Here is a 24,958-nt window from a genome sequence, read left to right as displayed (position 1 = left end):
AAACTTATGTCACAAGAAAAGGAACTTCAAATCAAACGCCAGTTTCTGGAGGAGGCTCAGGATTACCTGGGGACCCTGGAAGCAGTAGTGCTGGGATTGGCTGAGCGTCAAGTCGAGACCGAAAAAATCAATGCCGCCTTGCGAGCTGCCCACTCGATCAAAGGCGGGGCGGGCATGATGGGATTTGGGGTGTTGAGTCATTTGGCGCATCGCTTAGAAGATTCCTTGAAGGTGTTAAAAACCCAGAAAAACTTGCAAATCGATCCCCAACTTGAGGAGTTGCTGCTGGCTGGGGTCGATTGTTTGCGCTATGCGATCGCCCACAATCGCCAAGGCCACCCCCCAGACCCAGTATGGATAGCCACCCAAGCCGACCCAGTCTTCGAGCAGCTCGGTCAGCGATTGGGGGAAGCTCTTGCGGAAGATGCCACCACCATGCTGTTTCCAGAAGATGGGCAAGATGCCATTTCCTTGCTGTTTGAAACCGAGGTGGAGGGATGCCTGCAACGTCTTGAGTCGGTTTTGGCAGACCCCCAATTGCCTTGCTTGCACGAAGAGTTAGAAATCCTGGCGCAAGAACTGGGCGGGTTGGGCGAGATGCTCCAGCTCAATCGCTTTAGCCAGTTGTGCGAGTCCGTGACGCAGCAGTTGGCAGCTGCACCAGAACAGGTGGAAGCAATTGCCCATTCAGCGGTGCAAGCATGGCGGCAATCACAAGCGTTAATCCTCACCGGACAATTCGCTCTGTTGCCCACAGCGATCGCCCTGTCTGACCAGGCGAGCAGGGTGACAGGGAATGAGGAGGCCAAAATCTGGGCAGCCACAGACACCCAGGAAGACGAACCGCTCACGGCTGCCACCAGCTCCCCTGCTCTCCCCCTGATGCGAACGCAACCAGTTGATGGCGACCATGCCCAAATAGGGAACGCAGGCGAGGCGGGGAATGAAGCGGACAGGGAGACATTTTCTCTCTCCCCCTACGGAAGTCTGCCACTCAGAGCGTCTGGCGAAGTTGAGGAAGAGTCAGTGTTGCAGTTTGATCCGTTCTGGGTCAAAGATGTGCCAAGGACGGCACAGCAATGGGGAACAACTGCACCAGAGGTTTATACTACCGACTGGCAAACGTTAGAAGTCAAGCAGGATGAACCTGCTACCCCTCCAACTTCAGCAGACTCAGATGCCACCGTCCGCGTCCCCTTGAAGTATCTCGATCAACTCAACGATTTGTTTGGGGAACTCACCATTGAACGGAATGGTCTTGCCTTGGAGCTCAAACGCTTGCGTAGTCTTTTTAGTACCCTCAGCCACCGACTGCCAAAACTCGAGCAAGCCAATAGTCAGTTGCGGTTCATCTACGACCGCTCGGCAACCGGGGGACTGGCAACTGGCAAGGGAAAAGCTGACAACTCTTCTGCCACTGCTTTTCCATCCGCGATGCCAGAGCGTATGGGGGAAACCCTCCAGGGGTTCGATCTCCTGGAAATGGATCGCTACGGCGATCTGCACTTTTTGGGACGCGAAGTCATGGAGACTATCGTCCAAATTCAAGAAGTCGTCAGCGATATCGAACTGAGCCTAGAAGATGTGGAACAAACGTCTCACAACCTGGGCAAAACGACGAAACAAATGCAAAAAAGCCTCAAGCAGGTGCGGATGCGTCCGCTTGCCGATATCCTCACCCGCTTCCCCAGAGCCTTGCGCGAACTGTCGTTGCACCACGGCAAACCCGTAGAATTGAAAATTTACGGGCAGAACACCCTAGTTGACCGCAACATCCTGGAGGTTTTGCAAGACCCGCTGATGCACCTATTACGCAATGCATTTGATCACGGCATTGAAGACCCCAAAACTCGTCTGAGTCGGGGTAAACCTGAATCGGGATTGATTGAAATCAAGGCTAGCCATCGGGGCAACCGGACGCTAATTAGTATAAAAGATGACGGTGAAGGAATTCCCTTCGGCAAAATTCGCCAGCGAGCGATCGCCATGGGTTTGGATGCTGATTTGCTGGCTAGTGCGAGCGATCGCGATTTGCTATCTCTGATTTTTGAGCCCGGGTTTACCACCAAGGAAGAGGTGAGTAACCTTTCGGGTCGTGGGGTTGGCATGGATGTGGTGCGTAACAACCTCAAACAGATTCGGGGCGAAATTCAAGTCGATACCCAACCGGGAGTGGGAACAACTTTTACAATTACATTACCGTTTACCCTCTCGGTGACGCGAGTGCTGCTAACCCAGAGCAACGGTATGTTACTGGCATTTCCCACCGACGCCATTCAACAGATCGTCTCCCTAGAACCCGAGCAGGTGTTAGCAACTGCTGGTAGCGAAGTATTGAACCTGGAAGGAAAAATGGTGCCGTTGCTCCGTCTAGATCCCTGGCTCAAGTTTGACTGCCCCCGCCACTTCCAAGAACTGGAAACCCCTCCCACTATCAGCAGACCCGTTGCCTTGATCGTCACTGGGGGTGACAAACCTGTAGGCATCTTCATCAGCTGTTGTTGGAGCGATCAGGAAGTTGCTGTGCGTCAAGTGGAAGGGGATTTACCTTTACCTTCAGGCTTTTCTAGCTGCGCCATTTTAGGGGATGGGCGAGTTGTGCCGCTGCTCGACGTGCCAGAGTTCCTGCGCTGGAGCGCCAGTCGCGTTCGCGAAGCGTCAGCACCGGGGAGTCGCTCTGGCGACCCGATCACCTTTTTGAGAGCCAGACTTGAGAATAACCGCCCCACCCCCGCCTTGCCTGCTGGGGAAAACACGATTCTGATTGTAGATGACTCGATCAATGTCCGTCGCTTCCTTGCCTTAACCCTAGAAAAAGCTGGATATCAGGTCGAACAAGCTAGAGATGGTCAAGATGCCTTAGACAAGCTCCAAGGGGGTTTAAACGTGACTGCAGCCATCTGCGACATTGAAATGCCTCACATTGATGGGTATGGCTTTTTGGCACAGGTCAAAGCCAATGCCAACTTCAAACAGATGCCCGTGATTATGCTGACCTCCCGCACGGGGGATAAGCACCGCGAGCTTGCCATGAATCTGGGTGCTGCTGCCTATTTCTCCAAGCCTTACAACGAGCAAGCCTTACTCAAAATGCTAGAAACATTGACCAGCCAGCCGCAAAGCCTCTACCCATGACTGGTAGATCACCACTATTAGGCAAAACCAAGGCTTAGCTGAAGCGTGCCGTAGCCCCACGCTCTAATCTCTGATTGAGCGTGGGATGAATGCGAGTGAGTTGAGGAGTGTTGTTCGACCGATGCCGAATGCCATGAGGCAAGCAAGAACAGCAACGACGAAACGAACAGACTCCTGGCAACGAAGCGAGTTTTCTAGAATTGGGAACTTTCCGCCTGGATTTGTTATCATAATTGTAGAAGCATGATAAAGGTCGAATCATGTTGAAGGCAGTCAAAGTCAGAATTTATCCAACTGATGCACAGGAAGCTCATCTAGCACAGGCTTTCGGGTGTGTGCGATGGGTGTGGAATCAGTCTCTTTCGGTTATGTCATTGACCTACAAAGAGACGGGTAAAGGCGTGTCTGCGCTCAACATGAAGAAACAGATTCCAATTTGGAAGCAAGAGTATGAATGGCTGAAAGAATGCTATTCCCAGTGTTTGCAGCAATCCGTTTTGAATTTGTCTCAGGCATTTATCAACTTCTTTGATGGTCGGGCGCAATATCCAACGTTCAAAAATCGCCACGGTAGACAGTCCATTCAGTATCCTCAAAACGTCAAAATTCTGAGTGATTCGGGGATCAAGTTCCCTGGCAACCTGGGAACGGTGAAAGCCAAAATCCATCGGGATTGCGTTGGGAAGCTGAAAACTGTTACTGTGTCGAGAATGACTGACGGGCGTTACTATGCTTCGTTATTGCTAGATGATGGTATCGAAAAACCGGAATCTAGCAGCGAAGGGAAAGCTATCGGCATTGATTTGGGATTGATTGATTTTGCTGTCACGTCTGACGGTTCCAAGTTCAACAATCCGAAGCATCTCAAAAAGCACGAGAAAAACCTGAAGCGCAAACAGCGCAAGCTTTCCAGAAAGAAGGATAAAACGACCGTCAAACGGCGTAAAGCAAAACGCGCACTCGCAAAAGTGCATTCTAAGATTTCACGAGTGAGAGAAGACTTCCTTCACAAGCTATCCCGCAAGATAGTGAACGAGAACCAAGTGATTGTGGTGGAAGATCTGGCAGTGAAAAACATGGTCAAAAATCACAACCTGGCAAAATCAATCAGTGATGCTGGCTGGGGAATGTTTCAAACCATGCTGAAATACAAAGCAGAACAGGACGGAAAGATTTACCTCGAAATTGGGCGATTCTTTCCGTCGTCACATCTGGAGCAATGTCACCCTGCTGTCCATTCCAAAGACGGATCTCTCTGTACGCTCATTCCTCTGTCCTCATTGCCATGTGCATCACGACAGAGATGTAAATGCAGCAATCAATATCAGAAATGAAGGCTTGCGGATATTGGCATTGGGAACCAGTGCTACTGCCCTTGGAGGCAATGTAAGACCAAAGCGGTTTGGACGTAAGTCTACGACTGTAGAGGCAGTTGCCAATGAATTGGGAAGCCCACATCGTACCGCCTAGCGGTCGGTGTGTGGTAGTTCACAAATCAAATTCATCAAGGGGTATGGTAGGGAGATCGGGGGGAAGGACGGTGCGGTCAATGGTTACTTTGTGACTTTCCCGTTTGGTTTGGATTTCCTGCGCGATCGCTTCAAACCGCATCTCCAAACAGCCAAACGGAACCGTCACCTGGGATATCGCCTCGACTTGTCCCCACCCGTTGGGTGCAAAATCACCGATCAACCGGGGTTCTTCCAACAGACTCCGCGTCTGGCGGTCAACAATCCACAATTTAACACCCAATCGCGGCAATCCATAAGGCAGCGTCACCCGGACGCGCACTTTCTGTCCAGAAGTCAGTTCGCCGCTGGGAAATACCTCCAGCTTAGGTGTCGGAATCGGTTCATCTTCTGGGACGGGGTCGAAATCCGGTTTTGCTTTTTGCTCCCTTTTCTTGCGTCTGGGTTTAATCGGTTCATCGTCTACCACAAATTCCCCCGCGGTCAGGTGAGCATCTGGTTCGGCGTGAATGTCGAAAAGCGTATCTAAGTCAATTGTCAAGGGGTCTAAACTGGGTGCCGCCTTTAACCACTCAGATAACTCGTCATCCGTCGCCAACGCCTCAAGCCGCGAGAAAAGACGCTCCTGGGGTCTAATATGTACGATGCTGCTTGTTTCCGGTATAGACGGGTGTTCGTCGCTTGCTGCTGGCGTTGTCCCGTTGTTGCTCTCTTGACTGAGATCGACTGCCAACTCTGATTCGCCAAAAGCATCTAAACTAATATCTGCTTGCGCCGTATCCTCAGCTTGATCTTGCTCCTGTTCCGTACTGACTGGTTCAGGTTTGGGTTTCGGTTTAGGGGGATACCGACTGGGAAATGTAGGAAGTTCGAGGGGTTGGCGCGGTCTTTGTTTCAGCGTAGATTTATTCAGTAGGGGCGGTATGGGTACGCCGTCCGATGGTTCAAACTGAATCGTGGGAACTTCTTTCGGAGTATCTAACGGATCGATCGGCGCGGCGGGGGTGTCGGGAGCGATGTCGAATAGATTTGTAGCGCTGTTGTTAGCGATCGCACTCAGCAATGCAGTCACATCCGCCGTAACGGTGAAAGAAGCTGTGGTTAAAACTTGTGGTGCAGGCGTCTCGCCTGCGACTTTGAGGGCAATTTCGCCCAAAATCAAACGAGTATTAACTTGAGGCGGGATATTAACCTTGCAGGTAAAGCGAACCGGCAAATTTCCTGCTAGTAACATTTGCTGCCGTTCTGCCACCACCTGGTAATTTTGCGGATCGCGCAGGTAAATTTTTAACTCCGTAACTGGCAGAGGTTGACCAACTGCATCCAAGCTCTCGACTTGTCCTGAAACTGTTAAAACCCCGTCCTGACGAGCCACATAGGTGTCGTTGTCGAGAGCGATCGCTAGCATTGGTGGAATCTCTGGGTTTTCCCGCGCTTCTGGCGAAGCAGTAGACTCGGATGTGGTTGTATCGGATGCTACAATTTCTTTGGCGTTGGCGGCAGCCTGTGGGGCAGCACGTATCGCATCTGAAATCTTGAATGAATTCTCCCCATCCAAGCTTTCCCTAATCTTTGTCTGTTTTGTTACAGTGTCTTGTTCTCGCGTCCCCTGCTCACCTGCTCCGACCCTCACCTGCTGGGTTTGGGGAGCAGAATCAGGCAATACTTGGATTTGAAGCGTATGCTGCCAGGTATCGCCGATTAAATCGGTGATTAAGTCTGGACGACAGCAAAATTCCCAGCTACCGGGTTTGAGATAGTTAAAGGGTATCACTACCATCAACCCATCTGCGTTGGTAGAGCGGGCGTGCTTCTGCATCCGTCGCTTTGGCGGATCTTCGTAGGTGGACTCGTGGGTGATGCGAACATCCACCTCAGTGTCAGTGTAACTGGAGCGGACGGCGAGGCGATATCGGCCTTCCTGAATTTCCACCTGAGCTTGTGATGCTAGGGTATGCCAGGTGACTTCGCCTTGGCGCTGGAGCAGAAATTCCCAGGTTTCCATTGGTGGGTGAGAAGATAGCAGCGATCGCACTTAATTCTAGACCAGGGAAGGGGACAGGGCAATTGGGTGGGGGAGCTTCTAGGAGTGCTTATCTAACAATCTTTGCAACAACTCGACAGCTAACCTGGATTGACTTCCCCCATTGATAGCTTCAGAGCTAACGGTTGTGAGGACAATCGTTATATCAGATATGATATAAACTGGCTATGGATAACGATGATAAACCCCTAGTCTGGTTACATGGTGAGATCAAAACTCCACCCTTCAGTCAGGAGGCGCGTATTGAAACAGGTTTTCTCCTCAGACGCTTGCAGCAAGGCGAGAACCTTGGACTTCCCCATTCACGACCAATGCCCAGTATTGGGATACATTGTCACGAGTTACGAATTCGGGATGCGGATAAAAATTGGAGAATCATCTACCGAATTGATGATGATGCCATCTTGATTATTGAGGTGTTTAATAAAACCACAAGAGGAACGCCTGATAACATAATTGATAACTGCAAAAAGCGACTGAGTAAATACGACACCGATCTACAGGATTAGTTATGGATAAACTTAAAAAAGAAAGGCTAGAAGCAAAGGGTTGGAAGGTTGGTACAGTTTCAGAATTTTTGGAACTCACACCAGAAGAAAATGCCTTGATTGAAATCAAGTTAGCACTCAGTCGGAGTCTGAAGCAACGACGACAACAAGTGATGACACAAGCTGAATTAGCAGGAAAAATTCAATCAAGCCAACCCCGTATCGCTAAGGCAGAGAATGGTGATGCTTCAGTTTCGATTGAACTGCTAATACGTGCAATGCTGGCAACAGGTGCAACCCCTAAAGAAATTGGACAAATCATTGCCGAAGTTGGATGATGTTACCGTCTAGAATATTATTGTACCTATGAAACTTCCCAATCCTGAGCAAGCTGAGATCGATATGCAAAAACTAATTGGTTATTGCTTGAATCCAGAACATTCAGATGGGCAACATAAAGCTTACGTCTTTCGGTCGGCACTAGGAATTGGGCTATAAGAAGTGGAGGAATTGCGGGATGCTTTGCTAGAAGCAGTTAAAACCTATGATGCTGTTCCAGGCAAATCCAATCAACATGGACAGAAATACGTTATTGATTTTCCCATGACTCGCTCCGAAAAACATGCAGTTGTTCGGAGTGCTGGGATTGTGGGATACGACGATAATTTTCCTCGGTTGATTACTTGTTATATTTTGTGAGAAAGGAGGATTAACAGAATGAATTCACCCTTGAAGTTGTTGGATGTTATTGCATTGGTTGAAAACCTGCCAGAACTGGGTGTTTATCGTGGACAGGTTGGAACCATCGTTGAAGTGTATGATCCTGGAGTATTTGAGGTTGAGTTTAGCGATATGCAAGGACGGACTTATGCACTAGAAACGTTAACGGACAAACAGGTAATGCTGCTACACCATCAGCCTATTGCAGAAGGAGCCTTACTCTAAAAAAGATTCAGTCCTAATTCATGAAAAGTCCCGCACAGGATTTCGAGCATCGGTGCAATGCTAGCAACAGGTGTAACCCCTAAAGAAATTGGACAAGTCATTGCCGAAGCTGGATGATGTTACGACGATAACTGCGATTGAAGAAAACTATACCCGCTATCAAATCGTGGAATCATTCTACAGTTGAATTGTCTAAGTTCATCAATAATATCAGGGCTATCAAAGTCTTTAGAATTTCGATTCAAGAAGCAAGCCTGCTGTGGCTGATCGTGTCGTAAGTGACCAATAACTGATGCATAAACAAGGGCATCTTGCGGCGTTAAATCATAAGTAGTTTCATAGGAGGCTGCCTCAATCAGGATATTGGCATTAAGCGCAACAATTTCTCCAATGTTGAGGAGCCGCTCTCGACATTGAATAAAGCGATGCCGTTCTTCCTCATTACTTTGTACAATTAAAGTAGCGATATCTTGGATACTCTTGATACGACTTACATAAGAGGCTGTACGTGAAAGTTGACGTAACTCAGCATCTAACAATTGTTGCAGTTCTCGACGTCTCCTTGCTTGACGACTCAGTTTTTCATGAGGTTCAGCAAGACTATAAGCTGGAACGATGAGCTTTGCTTGTCCTGCTTCACAAAGTTGTAGAATCTGTTCGCAACTTGCACACTGTTCTTGCTCGAAGGTTAGCTCTAAAACAAAGTTTGTCTCAACATAGATATTCACGCAGCCCCCTCATGCTCAAATTTTCCTCCAGCTAACGCAGCATAAAGCCCCGACTCAAGCAACCATCGTTGAGAAGCATCTATGTTTTCAGGCACTCTATCGGAATAAATTATCTCTCCAAGCCACGATGTAACAATTATTTCAAGGCTTTCTCCACTGATTTGGTCAGCCGTTACTCCTGCCCTTTCAAAGTAAGGTTGAAGAATTGGAGATGCATCAATAGTGTAGGTAGGTTCGCTCTGGTCCTGATCGGCCTCAGCATTAGCCCATAGGTAAAATTTGTCTGGGAAAACCATCAGAAAATACGGAGCTTTGGGAAAAGTACCGTGTGCAAGGATATTGCGTCGAAGTTTTGCTGCCCACTCCGGGGATACATTGGTGTTGCGCTTGACTTCAACCACAAGAGTTAGTTGACCGTAACGGTTGTCAACTGATAAGTCCCAGCCAGAATCAGGTCTAATAGCCATAATAGGCTCGCTTGAAAAACCAACTACCCTACCATTGTGAATCACATCAACAGGTTTTTGTCATTGTTAGGTATTTTCGGCTATAACTAACGACTTTAGGTCTTCGATCGCTTCACTAGCACTTTTCCAGTTAAGTACAGCAATTATTGCCAGAGCATTATTACGTCCTTGAATAATCTTCACACCAGAGGTTTGCAATTTCTGAAGCATATCTACTACTGGTCGGCGAGGGTTAGCTTCCTCCCAATGCATAGTGTGATTGCGACCCTCCCAAATTATTTCAACTACTAACTGGGAAGCTACCTCACGGACATTTTTCAAGTTTGGTTTTCCACCAAACCGAAATGATAATACCTGCTTACCAATTTGAAGGACTGCTGACGCTAGTACAGCCATTGACTCTTCAGTTGCACCAATGCGAGCGAGCATTTCTAAAACTCTTTTCTGCCGTTCTGGCTCGGTTGCAATCCCTTGCTTTTCTTCTGCAAGTGCTTTCATTCGATCCATATATTGGATGTAATAGGAATTTGCATTTACAGACCATTGATCTTGTTCAACAAAGTTGTCTGTAAGTAAATATTCTATTTGCTCAATCTCAGCTAAACTTCTAGAGAGATTATGAATGGCTTTTAGCCGTATATCCAATATTTGAAATAACTGATCTAAAGCATATTTGCATTCATCAATGAAGGCGAATGTTTCTGCTTCCGAGTGCATATAAATCACCTCTATATACAGTAAATTTGTGCTGCCTAACTATTAGTTGTATTTTAGTTGCGTTCTAATACATTTTATGGTCATAAATTACCGCCAACAGCTTTTTATCTTGGCTCTACCTCCAGATGGAGACTTGAACCTGTTGCACTTACAATTGCTACTCCCCGAAGGAACGCGACTCGATTGCCGTTAACGAATCGCGTTGCGAAACTCAATTACAGCATCATGTTGATCGGGCATATTGGCGCAGCGAACCAATAAATTAATATCTAAGTTTGGCAGCAGGATACTGCGTTCAATTTGCTCATACTGTCCTGCTTGCAAGCGATACAGAGAAAGCTGACCATTTTTCCAAAACCAGACTTCAGGAACTCCTAACCCTATATAGATATCCAGTAAGTCAATGCTACCGCTGGTGACAATAACTTCTATCGCTAGGTCTGGAAATTCTTTCTCTTCTCCAATACAATAACTTTCATCTGGTTCTAAACCCCGTTCTTCTGCCTGTTTTTTATAGGTTGTAGAACCACAAGCATAGAGCCTGGTATTAGTTTCTAAAGAGTAAGTTTCAATCAATCGACCGATGACTGATTTTGTTTGTTCGTGCTTAGCCCCTGGCATAAAAATTTCTAAAGTTCCTTTTAAGTAATTCATCCGTAACCCAGCAAAATCATCCAGAGTCGCGCGGAGAATTTCGTACTGTTGCCAGGAAACTCCATATAAAGTTAGTCGCTGATCTTCAGCGACTAAGCTTGTTTTTTCCAAAAGATTTGGATTCATAGAACGCTACTGTTGTGTTTTCAGGGTATCAATTTCACGGCGCAATTGTTCGGTTTTGGCAAGTAGATCGGTTTGAGCGATCGCCTCTTGCTCTTTCGTAGCCATCCACTTCAATTTGACTGTCTTGTTTGCTGCTTCTTCATCGCCCAAAATCAAGCAAGCAACAGCCCCACTCTTATCAGCGCGTGCGAATTGCTTCTTAAATGCACTTCCACTCAAATCTAATTCCACGCTAAACCCAGATTCGCGCAATTTTTGAGCCAATATCAATGCTTGCGCTTCCGCCGCATCGCCTCTAGAAACTACGTAAAAATCCAGATGCTGCTGGGGCTTTTCCTGTATCTGTTGCAACAGGATAACCAACCGTTCCAAACCAATAGCCCAACCAACCGCAGGGGTTTCCGGCCCTCCCAATTCTGCCACTAAGCCATCGTAGCGACCGCCACCGCAAACCGTGGCTTGGGAACCCAAGTTACCAGAAATAAACTCAAAGGCTGTGTGGCTGTAGTAATCCAAACCACGCACTAAACGGGGATTAATTCGGTAACTAATCCCCAAATCGCTTAATAGCTGCTGCACCCGATCGAAGTGACGCTTTGATTCAGCGCCCAGGTAATCTAATATACTTGGCGCATCTTTAGCAATTTCTTGCGTGCGATCGCTCTTACTATCCAAAATTCTCAGTGGATTGCGAGTCAGGCGATCTTGTGAATCCGGATCTAACTCTTCTTTGTACGGTGTTAAATAATCTACCAGTGCTTGCCGATACTGCTGCCGATCTTCGCGTTTTCCGAGTGAATTCAGATCCAGTTGCAGGTCTTTAAGTCCGAGGGTTTGAAGGATATTGGATGCGATCGCAATTACCTCAGCATCCGCTCTTGGGTCAGGACTCCCCAACACCTCGACGCCTATCTGATGAAATTGCCGCTGCCTTCCTGCCCCTGGACGTTCGTAGCGAAACATCGGCCCAGTATACCAAAGCCGCTGCACGCCACCTTGGGCAAATAAACCGTGTTCGATGAAAGCCCGCACCACCCCGGCTGTCCCTTCCGGACGCAAGGTAATAGAACGCTCTCCCTTATCTAAGAAAGTGTACATTTCTTTACCTACGACATCAGTAGCTTCACCGATGCCGCGTTCAAATAAAGCTGTCTCCTCAAACGTCGGCGTGCGAATTTCGGTATAAGTTGCTCTGCCTAAAATCTCCCGCGCAGTTGCTTCTACCCGCTGCCAATAAACGATTTCTTCAGGTAGGATGTCCCGCGTTCCCCGTAAAGCTTGGATGGTGCCCATTAATACGTTAATTTCCAGTTAAAATTGTTACCTCGCCCAGCTAGAACGATGGTTGAAAATCGTTTTTCTATCTAGAGCAATAGCGATTCTTATAGTATGCCAATATTTGATCGACTCGTTGGCGACAAGTGGAATCGGCATTTTCTGGAAACTGAATCCACAAGCCTTCTATTTGGCTTTGATTGTAATCAAACTCCCTGCTTTGCTGCGGTATCAAATAGGGTTCCACCCCTTCCACTTGCCGTAGATGGGCGGCTATTTCTCGATAAACTGCTAAGGGCAATCCAGGAAAGCTAATTTGATAGGGCAGTATTTCTGGTTGAGGCGTCTGCATTTTTTAAATTGGTCATGGGTAATAGGTCAATGGGGATTGCAGATTGAAAATTGCAGATTGCAGATTGAGACTCAATCTGCAATCTTAAATCTCAAATCTCAAATTCCCCATGACAATTCTTTTTTTAGCGAGCGTTGCGGGTATTATTAGACACCTTTTTGCTTGGAAAGGCGCTTTGCGAGCGCCATAGCGCCACCTGCCAGGAGAACGGTGACAGCAGCCGCAGGAGTACCCGGTTGGTTCCCTGGTTGGGCGGGTGGTATTGGTCTATCGCCGACCATTTTGGCTACTTCAATGCCGTTTTCTTCCAAAATTACCACGGGTTCGGAGCCATCATTCATTTCAATGCGTTTTACCAGCACCTGTCCCTGAGACAACCGCTGTCCAACTTTGACGTAGCGGCTGGTGGCTTCGTTGGGTGCTTTTACAATAGCTTGAGGCTCGTTACCAATTTGAATCACCCCAGAAACTTCAACTGCCCTCGCCAGAGTAGGTTCTGGAGGCGGCGGTAATGCGGGAATTTGGGGTTCGGGGGGTGTGGCTGGGGTAGGACTGACCGCTGGGGTGGGGCTAGGCGGTGTGGTTGCAGCTGGACTGGGAGTCACATTAGCGGCGGTTGTTGGACTCGGCTGACTCGCCGCTGGACTAGGTGCGGGTGAGGGTCGTACCGCCACTGTAGAAGTGGGCGCTGGGGTGCGTTGGGTTGTCCGCGCCACTGCCGTTGTGCGATTTGCTGGATGCCGTTGGGGCGTCCGTGCCACTACGTTACCCGTTGCTGGACGACCTTGGGTAGCTCTTGCAGCTACTGTGGTGCGGGGCGTTACCCGGCGTGGGGCTGTTGCCACTACTGTAGACCGCCGCGTGACTGCGGATTTTTGGGGCAATCTGGCGATGGCGCGGGCGCGATTAACAGGATTGCGTGAAGGTGTTCCTGCTGCTATCTGAGAGCTTGTATTGCGTCTAGTCGGTTGCACCGCCACCGTTGTTCGGGGTACGAAGCGCCTTGACGGTTGTACCGAGAACCGGCTAGGCGTGCTGGGGCGGCTGCGTGCTACCGGAATATTGGTACGAGGTGTTACAAAGCGTCTAGTCGGTTGCAGGGTGACGGGTTCACCAGCTTTAGGACGGCTGGGTGCTTCTACTGGGATACTGAGACGGCGTACTAGAGGACGTCTGGGCGGTTGCAGCGCAAAAGGTTCGGGAGCTTTGGGACGGCTAGGCGTTTCCACCCCAACCGCAGGGGGAATCCTGGGTCTAGGCGGTGACGCCAGAGGACGGGACGCCACAGGACGGGGGATTGTTGGTCTGGGACGACCCACTGGTGTTGCAGCTGGTCGCGGTGCGGTTCGCCTTTGGGGCAAGGCAGTCGGTACTTTTACCCCCGGTGTTGACTCTGTTCCTGGAATGCGTCTTACCTGAGGAACGGGTTGCTGAGTCGCGGTGGTAGTCGGTGTCTGAGGTTTATTTTCTTCCAGTTGAATGGGAGCTTGGGCGAAGGGGTCTGTGACTCCTTTTTGTATGCCGCCTAGGCGCTCCTTGGGATCGGTCGAGGGAATCAAGTCTGAAGGAGGAGCTGGTACCGCAGCTGTAGTTGATGGTTTTTTGGTAGCATCAGCCGTGGTAGCCGGCTTTCCAGGAATCACCGCGCCTGGAAAATCTTGTTTTGCTGGTGTTTGAGCCGCTGGCGAGTCATTAGGGCTGGGAGAACTTGTTGTTTCCCCTCCGCCACCCCCAAGATTACAGCCACCTGTAAATAGAGCCAGCGTTCCGACAAAGGCTAGGAATGAAATTTTACGCATTGCCAATTCCCCAAAAGCTGTCTTCAGCGTCCGCAACTGATTTTTTGTCTCTCGACAATATCCCTGGCGGGTTTCTGGTATTTTATATGTTACTTTGAATTATTGACTTTATTAGTCGCACTAAGAATTCTAGCCTTTGGAGGAGGACAGCGGCTCATCGATGCAGCTTCAGTCTGGGAAACAGAAGTTAATCAGATCCTCCCATCAACTGTTTGAGCGATTCCAGACCTTTTTTAACGCGGCGAGATACTGTTACCACGCTGATATCCAGGCGCTCTGCCACTTCTTTTTGCGTAAGGTCGTGTAAAAAAACAAACTCTAAAATTTCTCTAGTGCGTTTTTCTAATTGAACGAGTGCTTGTTGCAGGCGAATTTGGTCTTCTTGGGCTAGCTGAAAACTGCGATACTTGGGGTCGGGTACGATTTCTCCGAGGGAAGTAGAACCTTCTTCTTCGTCTCCTACGGGGGTATCTAGACTCAGAGGTGTTTTATTTTGACAAGCTAGCTTAATTTCCTGCCATTCTTCTGTGGAGATATTGAGAGCTGCGGCTACTTCTGCATCTGTTGGCTGGCGGTTGGATTGAGCTTGCAGCTGGCGCGCGATCCCAATACCCTGCCGTTCTAGTGTCAGCCAGCGGCGCGGAATCCGCACCGAGCCGCCTTTATCTCTTAAATAGTGTTGAATTTCACCCCTAATGTAGGGAAGGGCAAACGAACTAAAGGCATGACCCTTAGACAATTCAAATCGCTCTATTGCCCGAATCAAACCCAAGCAGCCTACTTGCAGCAAATCCTCATAGTTTTCCGTACATTGATTGCTAAAGAAATGCGCCTCTTTTCTCACCAGTCCGAAATTGAGTTTGACTAACTGATTCCGGACTAGAGCCGAGCCGGTTTTCTGGTATTCTCGCAACAATTGCAAGCTATCGTTTTTTAAGGCTTGGGTAGGAGTTGTAGACATGGCTGAGTTGATGGAGTAGATACGGTAAACCAAGATACGCCTGACTCAATTTATTATCTACGCTGCGCGGCTAAGATCGCTGCGATCTTAAACAGGCATTGCAGTGACTTACCTTAAGGAGGCTGGGTTATTTGCATCCGCATTGTGACAGTCAAGCTACACGTGCATCATTTTACGCTTTCTGGTGAATCAATCCAGCTTTTCTGCCTTAGACTGCCAACAATAGCTGTAAACTGCTCAAGCGACACTTTCACCTTAATTACCTACCGCTGTAGCCACAACCACATTTTCACTGAAGTTTGGGTTTCTGTATTCTCAATGAAAACATCGGTTGTAGGAGCTGGTTGGGATGCGTCCTTCTCGGAGGTTAGTCGTATCCTCACCTAATGGATTCTATGTCTGATTCTAAGTGACTTATGCAGCCAAGCTTAGCTGCTTGTTATTCTCAGGACTTAGGCAAAGAAACCGGGTTTCTCGCAGCAAGAAAGCCGGTTTCTAGGATCGTCGGGCGTCAGTTTGGATTCTGAGGCAAAAAAGGGGCGATACGCCCCTTTTTTGGACAAGCTTTTCCCGTAGCTGGTTTTGAATCTACCGGGAGTGTCAAAGCTAACTTTTATGCCTTTGCCGATTCAAGGCGAGCGTAGAACACGCCACGAATCTTAACTTCTTTAGCCTCAGCCGCTCCCAAATCGGTGTCGGAAGGCTGTTCGCTTTCAAAGGTACCGGCAATTTCACCAGTGCTGCTATCTACCTTGGCAATTTGGAGAGAAATCTTGCCCTTGCCAATTTCAGTGCGCTTGACGTTAGCACGAGTTAGATCTTCGCTATCAGCTTGAGCTGGGAGAGCGACTGCGTTGTCATAACCCGTTGCGGTGCCGCGACCTTTGGGATCGAGGAACGTAGCACCCCGGTAGGAGGGGACTTTAAATTCTCCTTCAAAATCCGTGGATGTATTAAGACTTTCTACACCAGGCGCTGTAGTAGCTACTAAGTTTTTGATCGAAAATAGGAAAGGCACTCGTTCGCCACCAGGCATCTGCACGGTGATGGCTTGGAAGTCAATCCCATCTTTTTCAACAAAAGTCAGACTTCCATCTTCGTTGACTTTTAGTGTACCCTCTACTTGGTCAATGCTGGAGGTGTAGCGGGTCAACAATTTGCCCGGAACAAATTCTGCTTCTTGCCGTTTGTTGAGCGGTTCTTCTTTGACGAAGAAAGTAGTCGGTTGCAAGCACAGACCCCTTAGCGTATACGACTGGTTACGGTCGAGGGGAATGCTGCCGCGAGTCGTTTCGGCTAGCTGGGGACAGTTGTTAGCTAGCCCGGTTCCCCTAATATCGTCGTAGGTCAGTTGAGCGGTCGTGTTGCTGGGAGCTTCACTACAAGCGGTTAGCACGCTTAAGCATAAGGCTAAGAGTGCTGCAATAAAAGAGCGATACCACATGGTCAACCTCAATAATTAACCTCAATCTGCGATGCAAAACCCAGATGTTATAGAACAAGCCAGATTTTGAGTGACACTTCATTAGGCGCATGGGAACTGTTGCAAGACAAAACTTACTCAGATCAAGCATTTCGCTTAAATTGACGTTTGCTTCCTGCTTCAACCAAGGGAGTCGGATCCTTCTTGTCCACAGGCGTAAATTCCGCGCTTGCCGCACGTACTAGATTGGACAGGGTATTCTCCAGTCCCGGCATAGCCGTCCGGGCATAGTTTTCGGGCATGGCAATGCCCACGTTAAAATCTCTGTCAGAGACTTTGTATTGTTAAAGGCTAAATACCATACAGATTTTACAGAAAAACCGCGCAAAAGCTAAATGGCTTTTTGCTGGCCTGCGAGCGATCCGTCATGGGCGATAGTCGGATGGGGGCGATCGCGCTATAAGTGCTGACGCACACGCTGCGCGAACGCAATTTCCCCAGTGCAGGCTCTGGAAAATGGGGATAAACGGCGGTTTGTTTGCTATAAATAGGCCATATTGACTGCCCTGCCTCAAGTTAAGGATCTGCCGATGGGTCGCTCGCTCGCTCAAACCTCGATGACGATATTGGTTGCAGCTTGCCTGTATATAGCCAATTCTATGGGTGAGGCGCTGCCTTCATTTGGGCAAAGCACGCCAGCAGAAAATCAGCTGATCTGCCGAGGTGAGGTTATCAATGGTAGGGGCACCTGCATCTACCCGGATGGCGATGCTTATCGGGGACAGTTCCGCAATGGGTTGCCCAATGGCATCGGAGTATTTATTTACAAAAATGGCGATCGCTACCAGGGACAGTTCCGCAATGGCTTGCCCAACGGTAGAGGCGAATATATCTTTAAAAACGATGACCGCTATCAAGGGCGGGTAAGCAACGGGCAATTCAACGGTACGGGGTTATTTATCTTTGCCGAAGGCGGACGCTACTACGGACAGTTCCGCAACGGTCAGTTCAACGGCAGAGGCGCATTTAGATTTCCCGATGGCAGTCTTTACGAGGGTCAGTTCGTTTTGGGCAATATCTTGGGCGGCGGCGTCTATACCCGCCCAAGGGGTCTCACCTGCCGAGGCGAGTTCTTCAATAACGAGCTTGACGGCAGGGGCAGATGCACCGATCGCCAGGGGAACCGCTACCAGGGGGAACTACGCGGCGGCAGACCCCACGGCAGAGGCACTATTGTTTATGCTGATGGCAGGCGTTATGTCGGATTGTTCCGCGATGGCAAACCTTTGCTACCTGGTCAACCGCAGGATTAAGGCAGTTTAACGGATACCCCTCCTTCCTGGGAGATCGTTACCTTTCCACCCCGCGCCTCAATTTGACGTATTACTTGGTCGCGGGTACGGCGATCGTTTGCCTGTAATGCATTTACTATCACCGATGCCCAAATCGCCGCTTGAGCATCTCTGATTCGTTCTTTATCGGGATTGCCAGCCAGAAATTGCGCTGTTGCGCGCGAGATTGCTGCTAGGTTTTGACTATCGGCATCGGGATAAACACTCGCCCACTGCCCCGCCATTGCAAACGATCGCTGAGCTGATTTAATATCTGCCAAAAAAAGTAATTCATCAATCGCTTTATATCGCCAAACATAATAAGACTGCGGCGGTATTTTGGGAGACATTGACTTTAATCCTTTTGCCATCAGCGCTACTGACTCTTCTGGCTTTCCTGCGTATAGAGAGAGACTGGCAGTGAGAGAAATATAGGAACCTAAGAAACGCGGGTCGCGATCGACTATAATTTCAAAGTAGGCTGGACTTAGTTCGTAGCCGGTTTGACCGCGTGCTAGCTCATCACCGAAGTATTGTAAAAAACCGAGATACACCCAATTAGCAATTAAGTTATCAAAGCCAAATGAGGGGAATTTTTGAATTAAGTTCAACCGCAGTCTTTCTGCCTCTACTTCTCTTTTAAACTCTTCTATAGAAGCTGTTTGTCCTCTGGTAATTAGTTTGTTTAATCTAGGAACTTGAAGACCTCCAATCCCTAGCAAACACAACAATGCTACTAAGGAAGAAACTATAGATTGATTTAATTGAATCGGGCGGGATGGGGAAATCATATTTTAGGTAACAAATATAACCAGGCATTGGGGATTTACTATTGTTCTAGCGCAATAGCAAGATTAGCTAACAAAATATTTTAATCGATTCGACAACAAGAATGTTGCAGTACATCAGTACTGATTGGTTGGATGGGAGAGTAATTGGGGCAGGAAATGGGGTAAATTAATGATTAGCGTCTCTGGGCGTTGAATACAAGGTTGGGGCAATTCTGTTAAGCTTAGGTTGGCACGATGGACAATAAATTTTTAAATTCTGGACTGAACCGTCTCATTCCTCCTGAAATTAAGAATGATGAGTTTTACGCTGCTATTCAAAGGATAGGGCGAGAAGAAAATATTAAAACAGTTTTAGAAATCGGTTCTGCTTCAGGGGAAGGAAGTACTGAAGCTTTTGTGTGTGGAATGAGGGAAAACCCAAACAAGCCTAAACTTTTTTGTATGGAGGTTTCCAAAAATCGATTTAACGAACTTGAAAAAAGGTATGCTGAGTACTCATTTGTCAAGTGCTACAACGTTTCTTCAGTTGCGGTTGAACGTTTTCCTAATGCAGATGAGGTAATTAGATTTTATAAAAATTATCATCAGGGATTAAAAAAATACCCATTACAACAAGTTTTAACTTGGTTGGAACAAGATATCGATTATATTAAACAATCCGGAGTAGAACCAGAAGGAATAAAAAAGATTAAACGAGAAAATAATATTGAAAATTTCGATTTGGTACTAATTGACGGCTCCGAATTTACGGGTCAGGCTGAAATGGAGGAGGTATACGGTGCTAAATATATCTTGCTCGACGATATCAATACATTTAAAAATTATAAAAATTATTATTTACTTAAAAATGACGATAGTTATTCATTAGTAGCCGAGAATCAATATTTACGTAACGGTTACGCCATCTTCAAAAAAACATCAGAGGAAACCGTACAACTGCGACAACCGCGTCAAATTTTATTTGCAGTTGGAGTGGGAAGATTGGAAGCAAACTATAAGGAATTTAGCAGTCCTCGGTTTCGAGAATATGCCAATTATCACGGGTTTGAATATCAAGGAATTACCCAAAACAATGCTGGGATTAACCGACAACCTCATTGGATTAAAATTCATTATGTTCTGAAACTGATAAATGAACTGCAACCTGGAGATTTGATTGCCTTTTTAGATGCAGACCTATCAATTGTACGCGGCGATATTAAGCTAAATACCTATAAAAGCGTAGCTTTCGCCCAAGATTCATCAGGGATTATTAATAGTGGAGTTTGGGTGGTTCGAGTCAATGAATTTAGCAAGCGCTTCTTTGAAGCTGTTTGGAATAGAAATGACTGCGATGAACATCCGTGGCAGGACAATTTGGCGGTTCTGAAAGTTATAGAGAGTTTATCACCAGAAGACAAAGAAACTCATATCGAAATTTTGCCTAATTGTTTAAATGTGACTTTAGTTAAAGGGGAAGTTCCGGTTTACGATATTAATATAAAAAATCCCTGCTTAGAACCAATTCGGTTTCGACATTTTGCTGGTAGACAACCTTGGCTAGGAAAGTACTTTTCACAAAGTATTGATTTTAATCCACCTAGTTTAAACGAATTACCCATTCATTTTTTTACAATTGTCCTGAACGGCGAACCGTTTATCCGCTACCACATTGAAGTTTTGAAACAATTACCTTTTAAATGGCATTGGCACATCGTTGAAGGGGTAGCCGATCTAAAACACGATACATCTTGGAGTCTTCGTATGGGTGGAAAGATTCCCGATGAACTCCACCAAAACGGACGCAGCATTGATGGCACAACAGCATATTTAGATGAACTGGCAAAATTTTATCCCGAATATGTCACCGTTTATCGGAAGCCAGAAGGTGTTTTCTGGGATGGTAAACGGGAGATGGTGAATGCACCACTTGTTAACATCCAGGAAGAATGTTTACTTTGGCAAGTTGATGTGGATGAGTTTTGGACATCCGCTCAAATTTGCAGGGGGCGAAAAATATTTATTGAGAATCCATCAAGAACGGCGGCTTTTTATTGGTGTTGGTATTTTGTTGGGGAAAATCGAGTTATTAGTACTCGTAATTGTTATGGTGCAACGCCTTCAATAGAGTGGCGGCGAACCTGGAGATATAAACCTGGGTACTTCTGGCTAAGACACGAACCTCCCGTATTAGTTGAACCTTTGCCAGATGGGGAATACAATGTTGTTTCAGATATCAATCCTTTTGGACATGACGAAACTGAAAAACAAGGATTGGTATTTCAACACTTTTCCTATGTGCTAGAAAAGCAGTTGCGATTTAAAGAACAATATTATGGGTTTAAAGATGCGATCGCATCCTGGAAGCTGTTGCAGGAAGAAAACAAATTACCAACTTTATTGCACCAATATTTCTCATGGGTTAGAGAGGAGGATAACGCTTTAGTTGATACGGCAGAATCTTGTGGAATCGTAACGCTTGCACAAAAAGATGAAAGTGGAAGTTGGCGGTTTTTATCGTCAGAGGAGTGGCAAAGAAAAACTTTAGAAATAGAGAAACTCGCTCCGAGAATCATTGTTGATGGAGTATTTTTCCAACTTTATAATACTGGCATTGCCCGTGTCTGGAAAGCCTTATTAACTGAATGGAGTGAAACTGGTTTTGGCAGGCATATCCTGGTTTTGGATCGTGCTGGAACTGCTCCTAGAATCCCAGGTATCCAGTATCTGACTGTACCACCTTACGATTACGACAAAACCGATGCAGACCGAGAAATGTTGCAGCTAGTCTGCGATGTCAAGGGTGCGGATCTATTTATTTCGACTTACTATACAACACCGATTTCGACGCCATCCGCGTTGATGGTACATGATATGATTCCAGAAGCGATCGCGGCAGATCTCAACAAACCCATGTGGCGAGAGAAGCACTATAGTATCCGTCACGCATCTGCCTATATCGCTGTTTCGGAAAATACGGCAAGAGATCTAGTAAGGTTTTTCCCTCACATTCCTCTAGAAGCTGTAACAATAGCCCATAATGGAGTTGGAAAATATTTTTCTACCTCTAATTTAGAAGAAATTGAGCAGTTTAAGACGCGGTATGGCATTTCAAAACCCTATTTTATTTTGGTAGGCGGTAGGAAAGGAAATAAAAATGCAATTTTCTTCTTTAAGGCATTTTCTAATTTTTACAGCAGACAAGGTTTTGAAATTGTCTGCGTAGGTGGAGATCCGCAGTTAGAAGCTGAATTTAGAGCTTATACATCGGGTAACATTGTCCACGTTTTGCAGCTAAGCGATCTGGAGTTAAGAGATGCTTATTCTGGTGCCGTCGCGCTAGTTTATCCTTCTCAATATGAAGGGTTTGGTTTACCCATTTTAGAGGCAATGGCTTGCGGTTGTCCGGTTATTGCTTGTCCTAATGCTTCGATTCCAGAGGTAGCAGGAACGGCAGCATTATATGTACGCAATGATGATGTTGATGGGTTAGTAAATGCACTTTGTGAGGTGCAAAAGCTGGATGTGAGAAACTCGTTAATTGCTGCGGGGATTGCACAAGCGAAAAAGTTTTCTTGGTCGAGGATGGCGAAAATTGTTAGTTTGACTTTGCTCGAAGCAAGTTTGAATCAAATTGAAGCCAGTCTGCTTGGTTTAAAGCTTAATGAGATTAATTTAATTATTTTCCCTGATTGGTCTGCCCCAGAAGAGAATCTGTTTTTAGATATAACAAATGCAATTCGAGCAGTTGTCGATCGCGAGGATAAAAGTCGCATCACTTTGTTAATAGATACGAGCAATATTTCTGATGAAGATGCGAATCTTTTTCTGTCTAGCGTAACAATGGATTTGCTGCTGCAAGAAGAGTTGGATGTGAGCGAAGGGCCAGAAATTTCTTTGGTAGGGAATTTAAGACAATCCCAGTGGGATGCGCTGCTGCGTCGCGTCCAGATGCGGATCGGTTTAGAATGGGAGAATAGATTGGCGATCGCGCACGCTTTAGCCGACAATCTTCCCGCTTGCGAAATAGACAAACTTGGTCAAATCAAGTTTGCTCCCATAGAAATACCATTTCCTGCTGAAGCTGAAAAGCCATCCGTCATTACCATGTCTTCCTTGGGAAAAAATGGACGTTTTGCTAACCAAATTTTTCAGTATGCCTTCTTAAAAATATATGCCAAACAGCATAATCTACAGGTAGAAACCCCTGAATGGATCGGACAGTATCTTTTTGGTCATAACGATTTGCCAATTGCTCAAAAGTTACCCGTAGCGAGCGAGTTAAATAACGACCTTTTAGAATGGCATATTAAAAATTCAAAACAACCCTTGACAAATGTTGACTTTTGGGGTTACTTCCAGTACAACACGAGTTTCTACGCTCCCCACAAAGAGTATTTTCGCTCGCTGTTCAAGCCAATACCAGAAATAGAAGCGAAGATGAAACAAGCTGTTAACCTTCTTCGATCCAGAGGTAAAACTGTTGTAGGTTTACATCTGCGACGCGGCGATTTTGGTTACGAATGTTTCTTTATTGCACCGAATGAATGGTACAAAGAATGGTTGAGCGGTTTGTGGGAAATTTTGGACGAACCGATATTATTTATTGCTAGCGACGAACCGGAAAAAGTTATGGGGGACTTTGCCGAGTATAATCCAATTACGGTCAAAGATTTAGGCGTAGAATTGCTGCAAGCCGAGTTTTATCCTGATTTTTACTTATTAAGCCAATGCGATGTTGTGGCAATTTCCAATAGCTCTTTTTCGTTGGCTGCTTGTATGCTAAACGAAAAAGGTAAGATTTTCTTTCGTCCAAACTTGCAGAAGCAAAAACTAATTCCTTTCGATCCGTGGGATAGCGATCCAATTTTACGCGATGGTGTAGTCAGCGATGCTGAGACTCAAAAAAGGAGCTTTGAAAATGCAGGTTGAAGAGTGTTGTCAAGCTTTATTAGAACATATTCTGCCTATCGTAGACGAAAAGAAAGAAGGAATCTGCATTGATGTTGGAGTTGGAACTTTCGCATTTTTTTGCGAAAGATTTGCCAAATTAGGATTTAAAACTGTTGCAGTAGAACCTTTGCCAGTTGATGCATTGAAACAGATTTGTAGTTCATATAACATCACTTTAATTGAAGGTTGTGTTTCGGATGTTGATGGAATTCAAACTTTATATATTGGCAAGTTTCAAGGAGTTGAAAATCTTAATCTTTGTACCTTAGATCCTGACTGGTGGGGTGCTTCAACAGAAACGCGACAAGTGCCGTCGGTAACGCTGTCTAGCTTGCTATCAAGCGTCAAGGCTATTAAGGTAACTTGTTTGAAGCTGGATGTTGAAGGAGCCGAGTATACTATTATTCGTCAGTTTATGGAATTACCAGAAGCCTTGCTACCAAGTGTGGTTTTATTTGAGTATGGTGGCGGCGATCGTAAGGAAAATAGCCAGAAGGGTTGGTCAACTAAATTTTTCAATGCTACTCTTGAATGTCTGGAAATTTTGCGAAAATGTGGTTATAGTTTCAGCGTTTTAATAGATGCCGATCCAGATGCGGATGAATGTATCTTCGATTTACAAGCATTCAATTTAGAATTAGTTAAAATTTTCGCTGATGCTGCTATTTATGGAAATCTAATTAGTTTTCGTAATTGTGAATTTTCCGAAAATGAAGTCAAACAAATTTGCGTTCCTTTTTTACAAAAGGAAAGAGGTTTAGAACTGGAATCTCAACGCCAAAAGGTGAATTTAATTATCTTTCCCAATTGGTCGCTACCAGAAAATTTGCTATGTCCGGTTTTGGAAAAAGTTCTCAGAACTTTGATTGCTCACCCAGAGCGCGAGCGCATGACTTTGTTAGTAAATAGCAGTAACATTTCTGCTGAAGAAGCAAATCTTATTTTGTCCAGCGTGGCGATGAATTTATTTATGCAAGACGAGTTAGATGTAAACGAAGAACTGCAAATTTTTTTGGTAGAACAGGGGTTAATGGAGTGTCAAGAACAGTCGCAGCAAGCGAGCGCCAGGATATCTTTTGAAAACGAAGATTTTCAAGCGATCGCTACCTCTAAAGCTAACCAAATTCCCTGCATTGAACTTGCATCCTTGCAATATTTGTCAGTAGTTGAACTAGCAAGAGGCGTCTGATACCACATCCGCTTCCATTACCCCCTTTTTAAATGAACCGCCAAGACGCCAAGAACGCCAAGAAGAAGAAGATAAGAGGGGTTGAAGAAGAAGATAAGAGGGGTTGTCGATCCGGATTTGATATGAATTCCC

18 protein-coding genes and 2 pseudogenes are annotated in these 24,958 nt (G+C 46.4%); 9 read left to right on the top strand and 11 right to left on the bottom strand.

The features are described from left to right. Positions 1-6: 6 nt before the first annotated feature. On the top strand, positions 7-3,135 hold the full coding sequence (locus ACE1CM_RS33330) for a response regulator (RefSeq protein WP_374883177.1): 3,129 nt from the start codon (positions 7-9) through the stop codon (positions 3,133-3,135). A 260-nt stretch (positions 3,136-3,395) separates the two neighbouring features. Next, positions 3,396-4,605, top strand: a pseudogene (locus ACE1CM_RS33325) (RNA-guided endonuclease InsQ/TnpB family protein). 18 nt (positions 4,606-4,623) lie between these two features. On the opposite strand, the gene ACE1CM_RS33320 reads toward ACE1CM_RS33325, so the two are convergent. Continuing rightward, a complete protein-coding gene (locus tag ACE1CM_RS33320; RefSeq protein WP_374883176.1) occupies positions 4,624-6,609 on the bottom strand; it encodes a hypothetical protein in 1,986 nt (661 codons plus the stop codon). Positions 6,610-6,815: 206 nt separating this feature from the next. Between ACE1CM_RS33320 and ACE1CM_RS33315 the strand changes: the two genes are divergently transcribed. The 4 genes and pseudogenes from ACE1CM_RS33315 to ACE1CM_RS33300 all read left to right on the top strand — a co-directional run bounded on the left by ACE1CM_RS33315 (position 6,816) and on the right by ACE1CM_RS33300 (position 8,081). After that, positions 6,816-7,157: a type II toxin-antitoxin system RelE/ParE family toxin gene (locus ACE1CM_RS33315; protein ID WP_374883175.1), complete on the top strand. Its 342-nt coding sequence runs from the start codon at positions 6,816-6,818 to the stop codon at positions 7,155-7,157. Positions 7,158-7,159: 2 nt separating this feature from the next. Further along, positions 7,160-7,474, top strand: coding sequence for a helix-turn-helix domain-containing protein (locus ACE1CM_RS33310; protein WP_374883174.1), 315 nt, complete (start codon positions 7,160-7,162; stop codon positions 7,472-7,474). 28 nt (positions 7,475-7,502) lie between these two features. After that, positions 7,503-7,835: pseudogene (locus tag ACE1CM_RS33305) on the top strand (DUF6883 domain-containing protein). 18 nt (positions 7,836-7,853) lie between these two features. Beyond that, on the top strand, positions 7,854-8,081 hold the full coding sequence (locus tag ACE1CM_RS33300) for a DUF4926 domain-containing protein (RefSeq protein ID WP_374883173.1): 228 nt from the start codon (positions 7,854-7,856) through the stop codon (positions 8,079-8,081). A gap of 119 nt (positions 8,082-8,200) precedes the next feature. On the opposite strand, the gene ACE1CM_RS33295 is transcribed toward ACE1CM_RS33300, so the two are convergent. The 9 genes from ACE1CM_RS33295 to ACE1CM_RS33255 form a co-directional block, all read right to left on the bottom strand. Then, positions 8,201-8,809, bottom strand: coding sequence for a PIN domain-containing protein (locus ACE1CM_RS33295; protein ID WP_374883172.1), 609 nt, complete (start codon positions 8,807-8,809; stop codon positions 8,201-8,203). After that, positions 8,806-9,276: a hypothetical protein gene (locus ACE1CM_RS33290; RefSeq protein ID WP_374883171.1), complete on the bottom strand. Its 471-nt coding sequence runs from the start codon at positions 9,274-9,276 to the stop codon at positions 8,806-8,808. Before ACE1CM_RS33290 ends, ACE1CM_RS33295 begins: the two co-directional genes overlap by 4 nt. A 66-nt stretch (positions 9,277-9,342) precedes the next feature. Beyond that, positions 9,343-9,993, bottom strand: a complete 651-nt coding sequence (locus ACE1CM_RS33285) for a hypothetical protein (RefSeq protein ID WP_374883170.1) — start codon at positions 9,991-9,993, stop codon at positions 9,343-9,345. 189 nt (positions 9,994-10,182) lie between these two features. Beyond that, the gene (locus tag ACE1CM_RS33280) at positions 10,183-10,773 is read right to left on the bottom strand and encodes a Uma2 family endonuclease (RefSeq protein ID WP_374883169.1); all 591 of its coding nucleotides are present in this window, start codon (positions 10,771-10,773) and stop codon (positions 10,183-10,185) included. Positions 10,774-10,779: 6 nt separating this feature from the next. After that, on the bottom strand, positions 10,780-12,066 hold the full coding sequence (gene hisS / locus ACE1CM_RS33275) for a histidine--tRNA ligase (RefSeq protein ID WP_374883168.1): 1,287 nt from the start codon (positions 12,064-12,066) through the stop codon (positions 10,780-10,782). 67 nt (positions 12,067-12,133) lie between these two features. Continuing rightward, the gene (locus ACE1CM_RS33270; protein WP_374883167.1) at positions 12,134-12,400 is read right to left on the bottom strand and encodes a hypothetical protein; all 267 of its coding nucleotides are present in this window, start codon (positions 12,398-12,400) and stop codon (positions 12,134-12,136) included. Between the two features lie 146 nt (positions 12,401-12,546). Then, positions 12,547-14,199, bottom strand: coding sequence for a hypothetical protein (locus ACE1CM_RS33265; protein ID WP_374883166.1), 1,653 nt, complete (start codon positions 14,197-14,199; stop codon positions 12,547-12,549). A gap of 187 nt (positions 14,200-14,386) precedes the next feature. Next, complete coding sequence (locus tag ACE1CM_RS33260; protein ID WP_374883165.1) at positions 14,387-15,160, bottom strand: RNA polymerase sigma factor SigF; 774 nt, start codon at positions 15,158-15,160, stop codon at positions 14,387-14,389. A gap of 613 nt (positions 15,161-15,773) precedes the next feature. Beyond that, the gene (locus ACE1CM_RS33255; RefSeq protein ID WP_374883164.1) at positions 15,774-16,604 is read right to left on the bottom strand and encodes a photosystem II manganese-stabilizing polypeptide; all 831 of its coding nucleotides are present in this window, start codon (positions 16,602-16,604) and stop codon (positions 15,774-15,776) included. A gap of 536 nt (positions 16,605-17,140) precedes the next feature. Here ACE1CM_RS33255 and ACE1CM_RS33250 point away from each other — a divergent pair. Continuing rightward, positions 17,141-17,896, top strand: a complete 756-nt coding sequence (locus ACE1CM_RS33250; RefSeq protein ID WP_374883163.1) for an MORN repeat-containing protein — start codon at positions 17,141-17,143, stop codon at positions 17,894-17,896. Here the strand turns inward: ACE1CM_RS33250 and ACE1CM_RS33245 are convergent. Next, positions 17,893-18,705, bottom strand: a complete 813-nt coding sequence (locus ACE1CM_RS33245; RefSeq protein ID WP_374883161.1) for a hypothetical protein — start codon at positions 18,703-18,705, stop codon at positions 17,893-17,895. The two genes, ACE1CM_RS33250 and ACE1CM_RS33245, sit on opposite strands and share 4 nt — an antisense overlap. Before the next feature lie 234 nt (positions 18,706-18,939). Here ACE1CM_RS33245 and ACE1CM_RS33240 point away from each other — a divergent pair, with 234 nt between their 5' ends. Both ACE1CM_RS33240 and ACE1CM_RS33235 read left to right on the top strand, forming a co-directional pair. Then, the gene (locus ACE1CM_RS33240; protein WP_374883160.1) at positions 18,940-23,616 is read left to right on the top strand and encodes a glycosyltransferase; all 4,677 of its coding nucleotides are present in this window, start codon (positions 18,940-18,942) and stop codon (positions 23,614-23,616) included. After that, positions 23,606-24,826, top strand: coding sequence for an FkbM family methyltransferase (locus ACE1CM_RS33235; protein ID WP_374883159.1), 1,221 nt, complete (start codon positions 23,606-23,608; stop codon positions 24,824-24,826). The genes ACE1CM_RS33240 and ACE1CM_RS33235 overlap by 11 nt, the downstream gene beginning before the upstream one ends. The last annotated feature ends 132 nt before the right edge of the window (positions 24,827-24,958 follow it).

This window comes from Microseira sp. BLCC-F43, from assembly GCF_041929235.1.
GTDB lineage: Bacteria > Cyanobacteriota > Cyanobacteriia > Cyanobacteriales > Aerosakkonemataceae > Microseira.
This window is presented reverse-complemented; position numbering and strand designations above follow the sequence as displayed.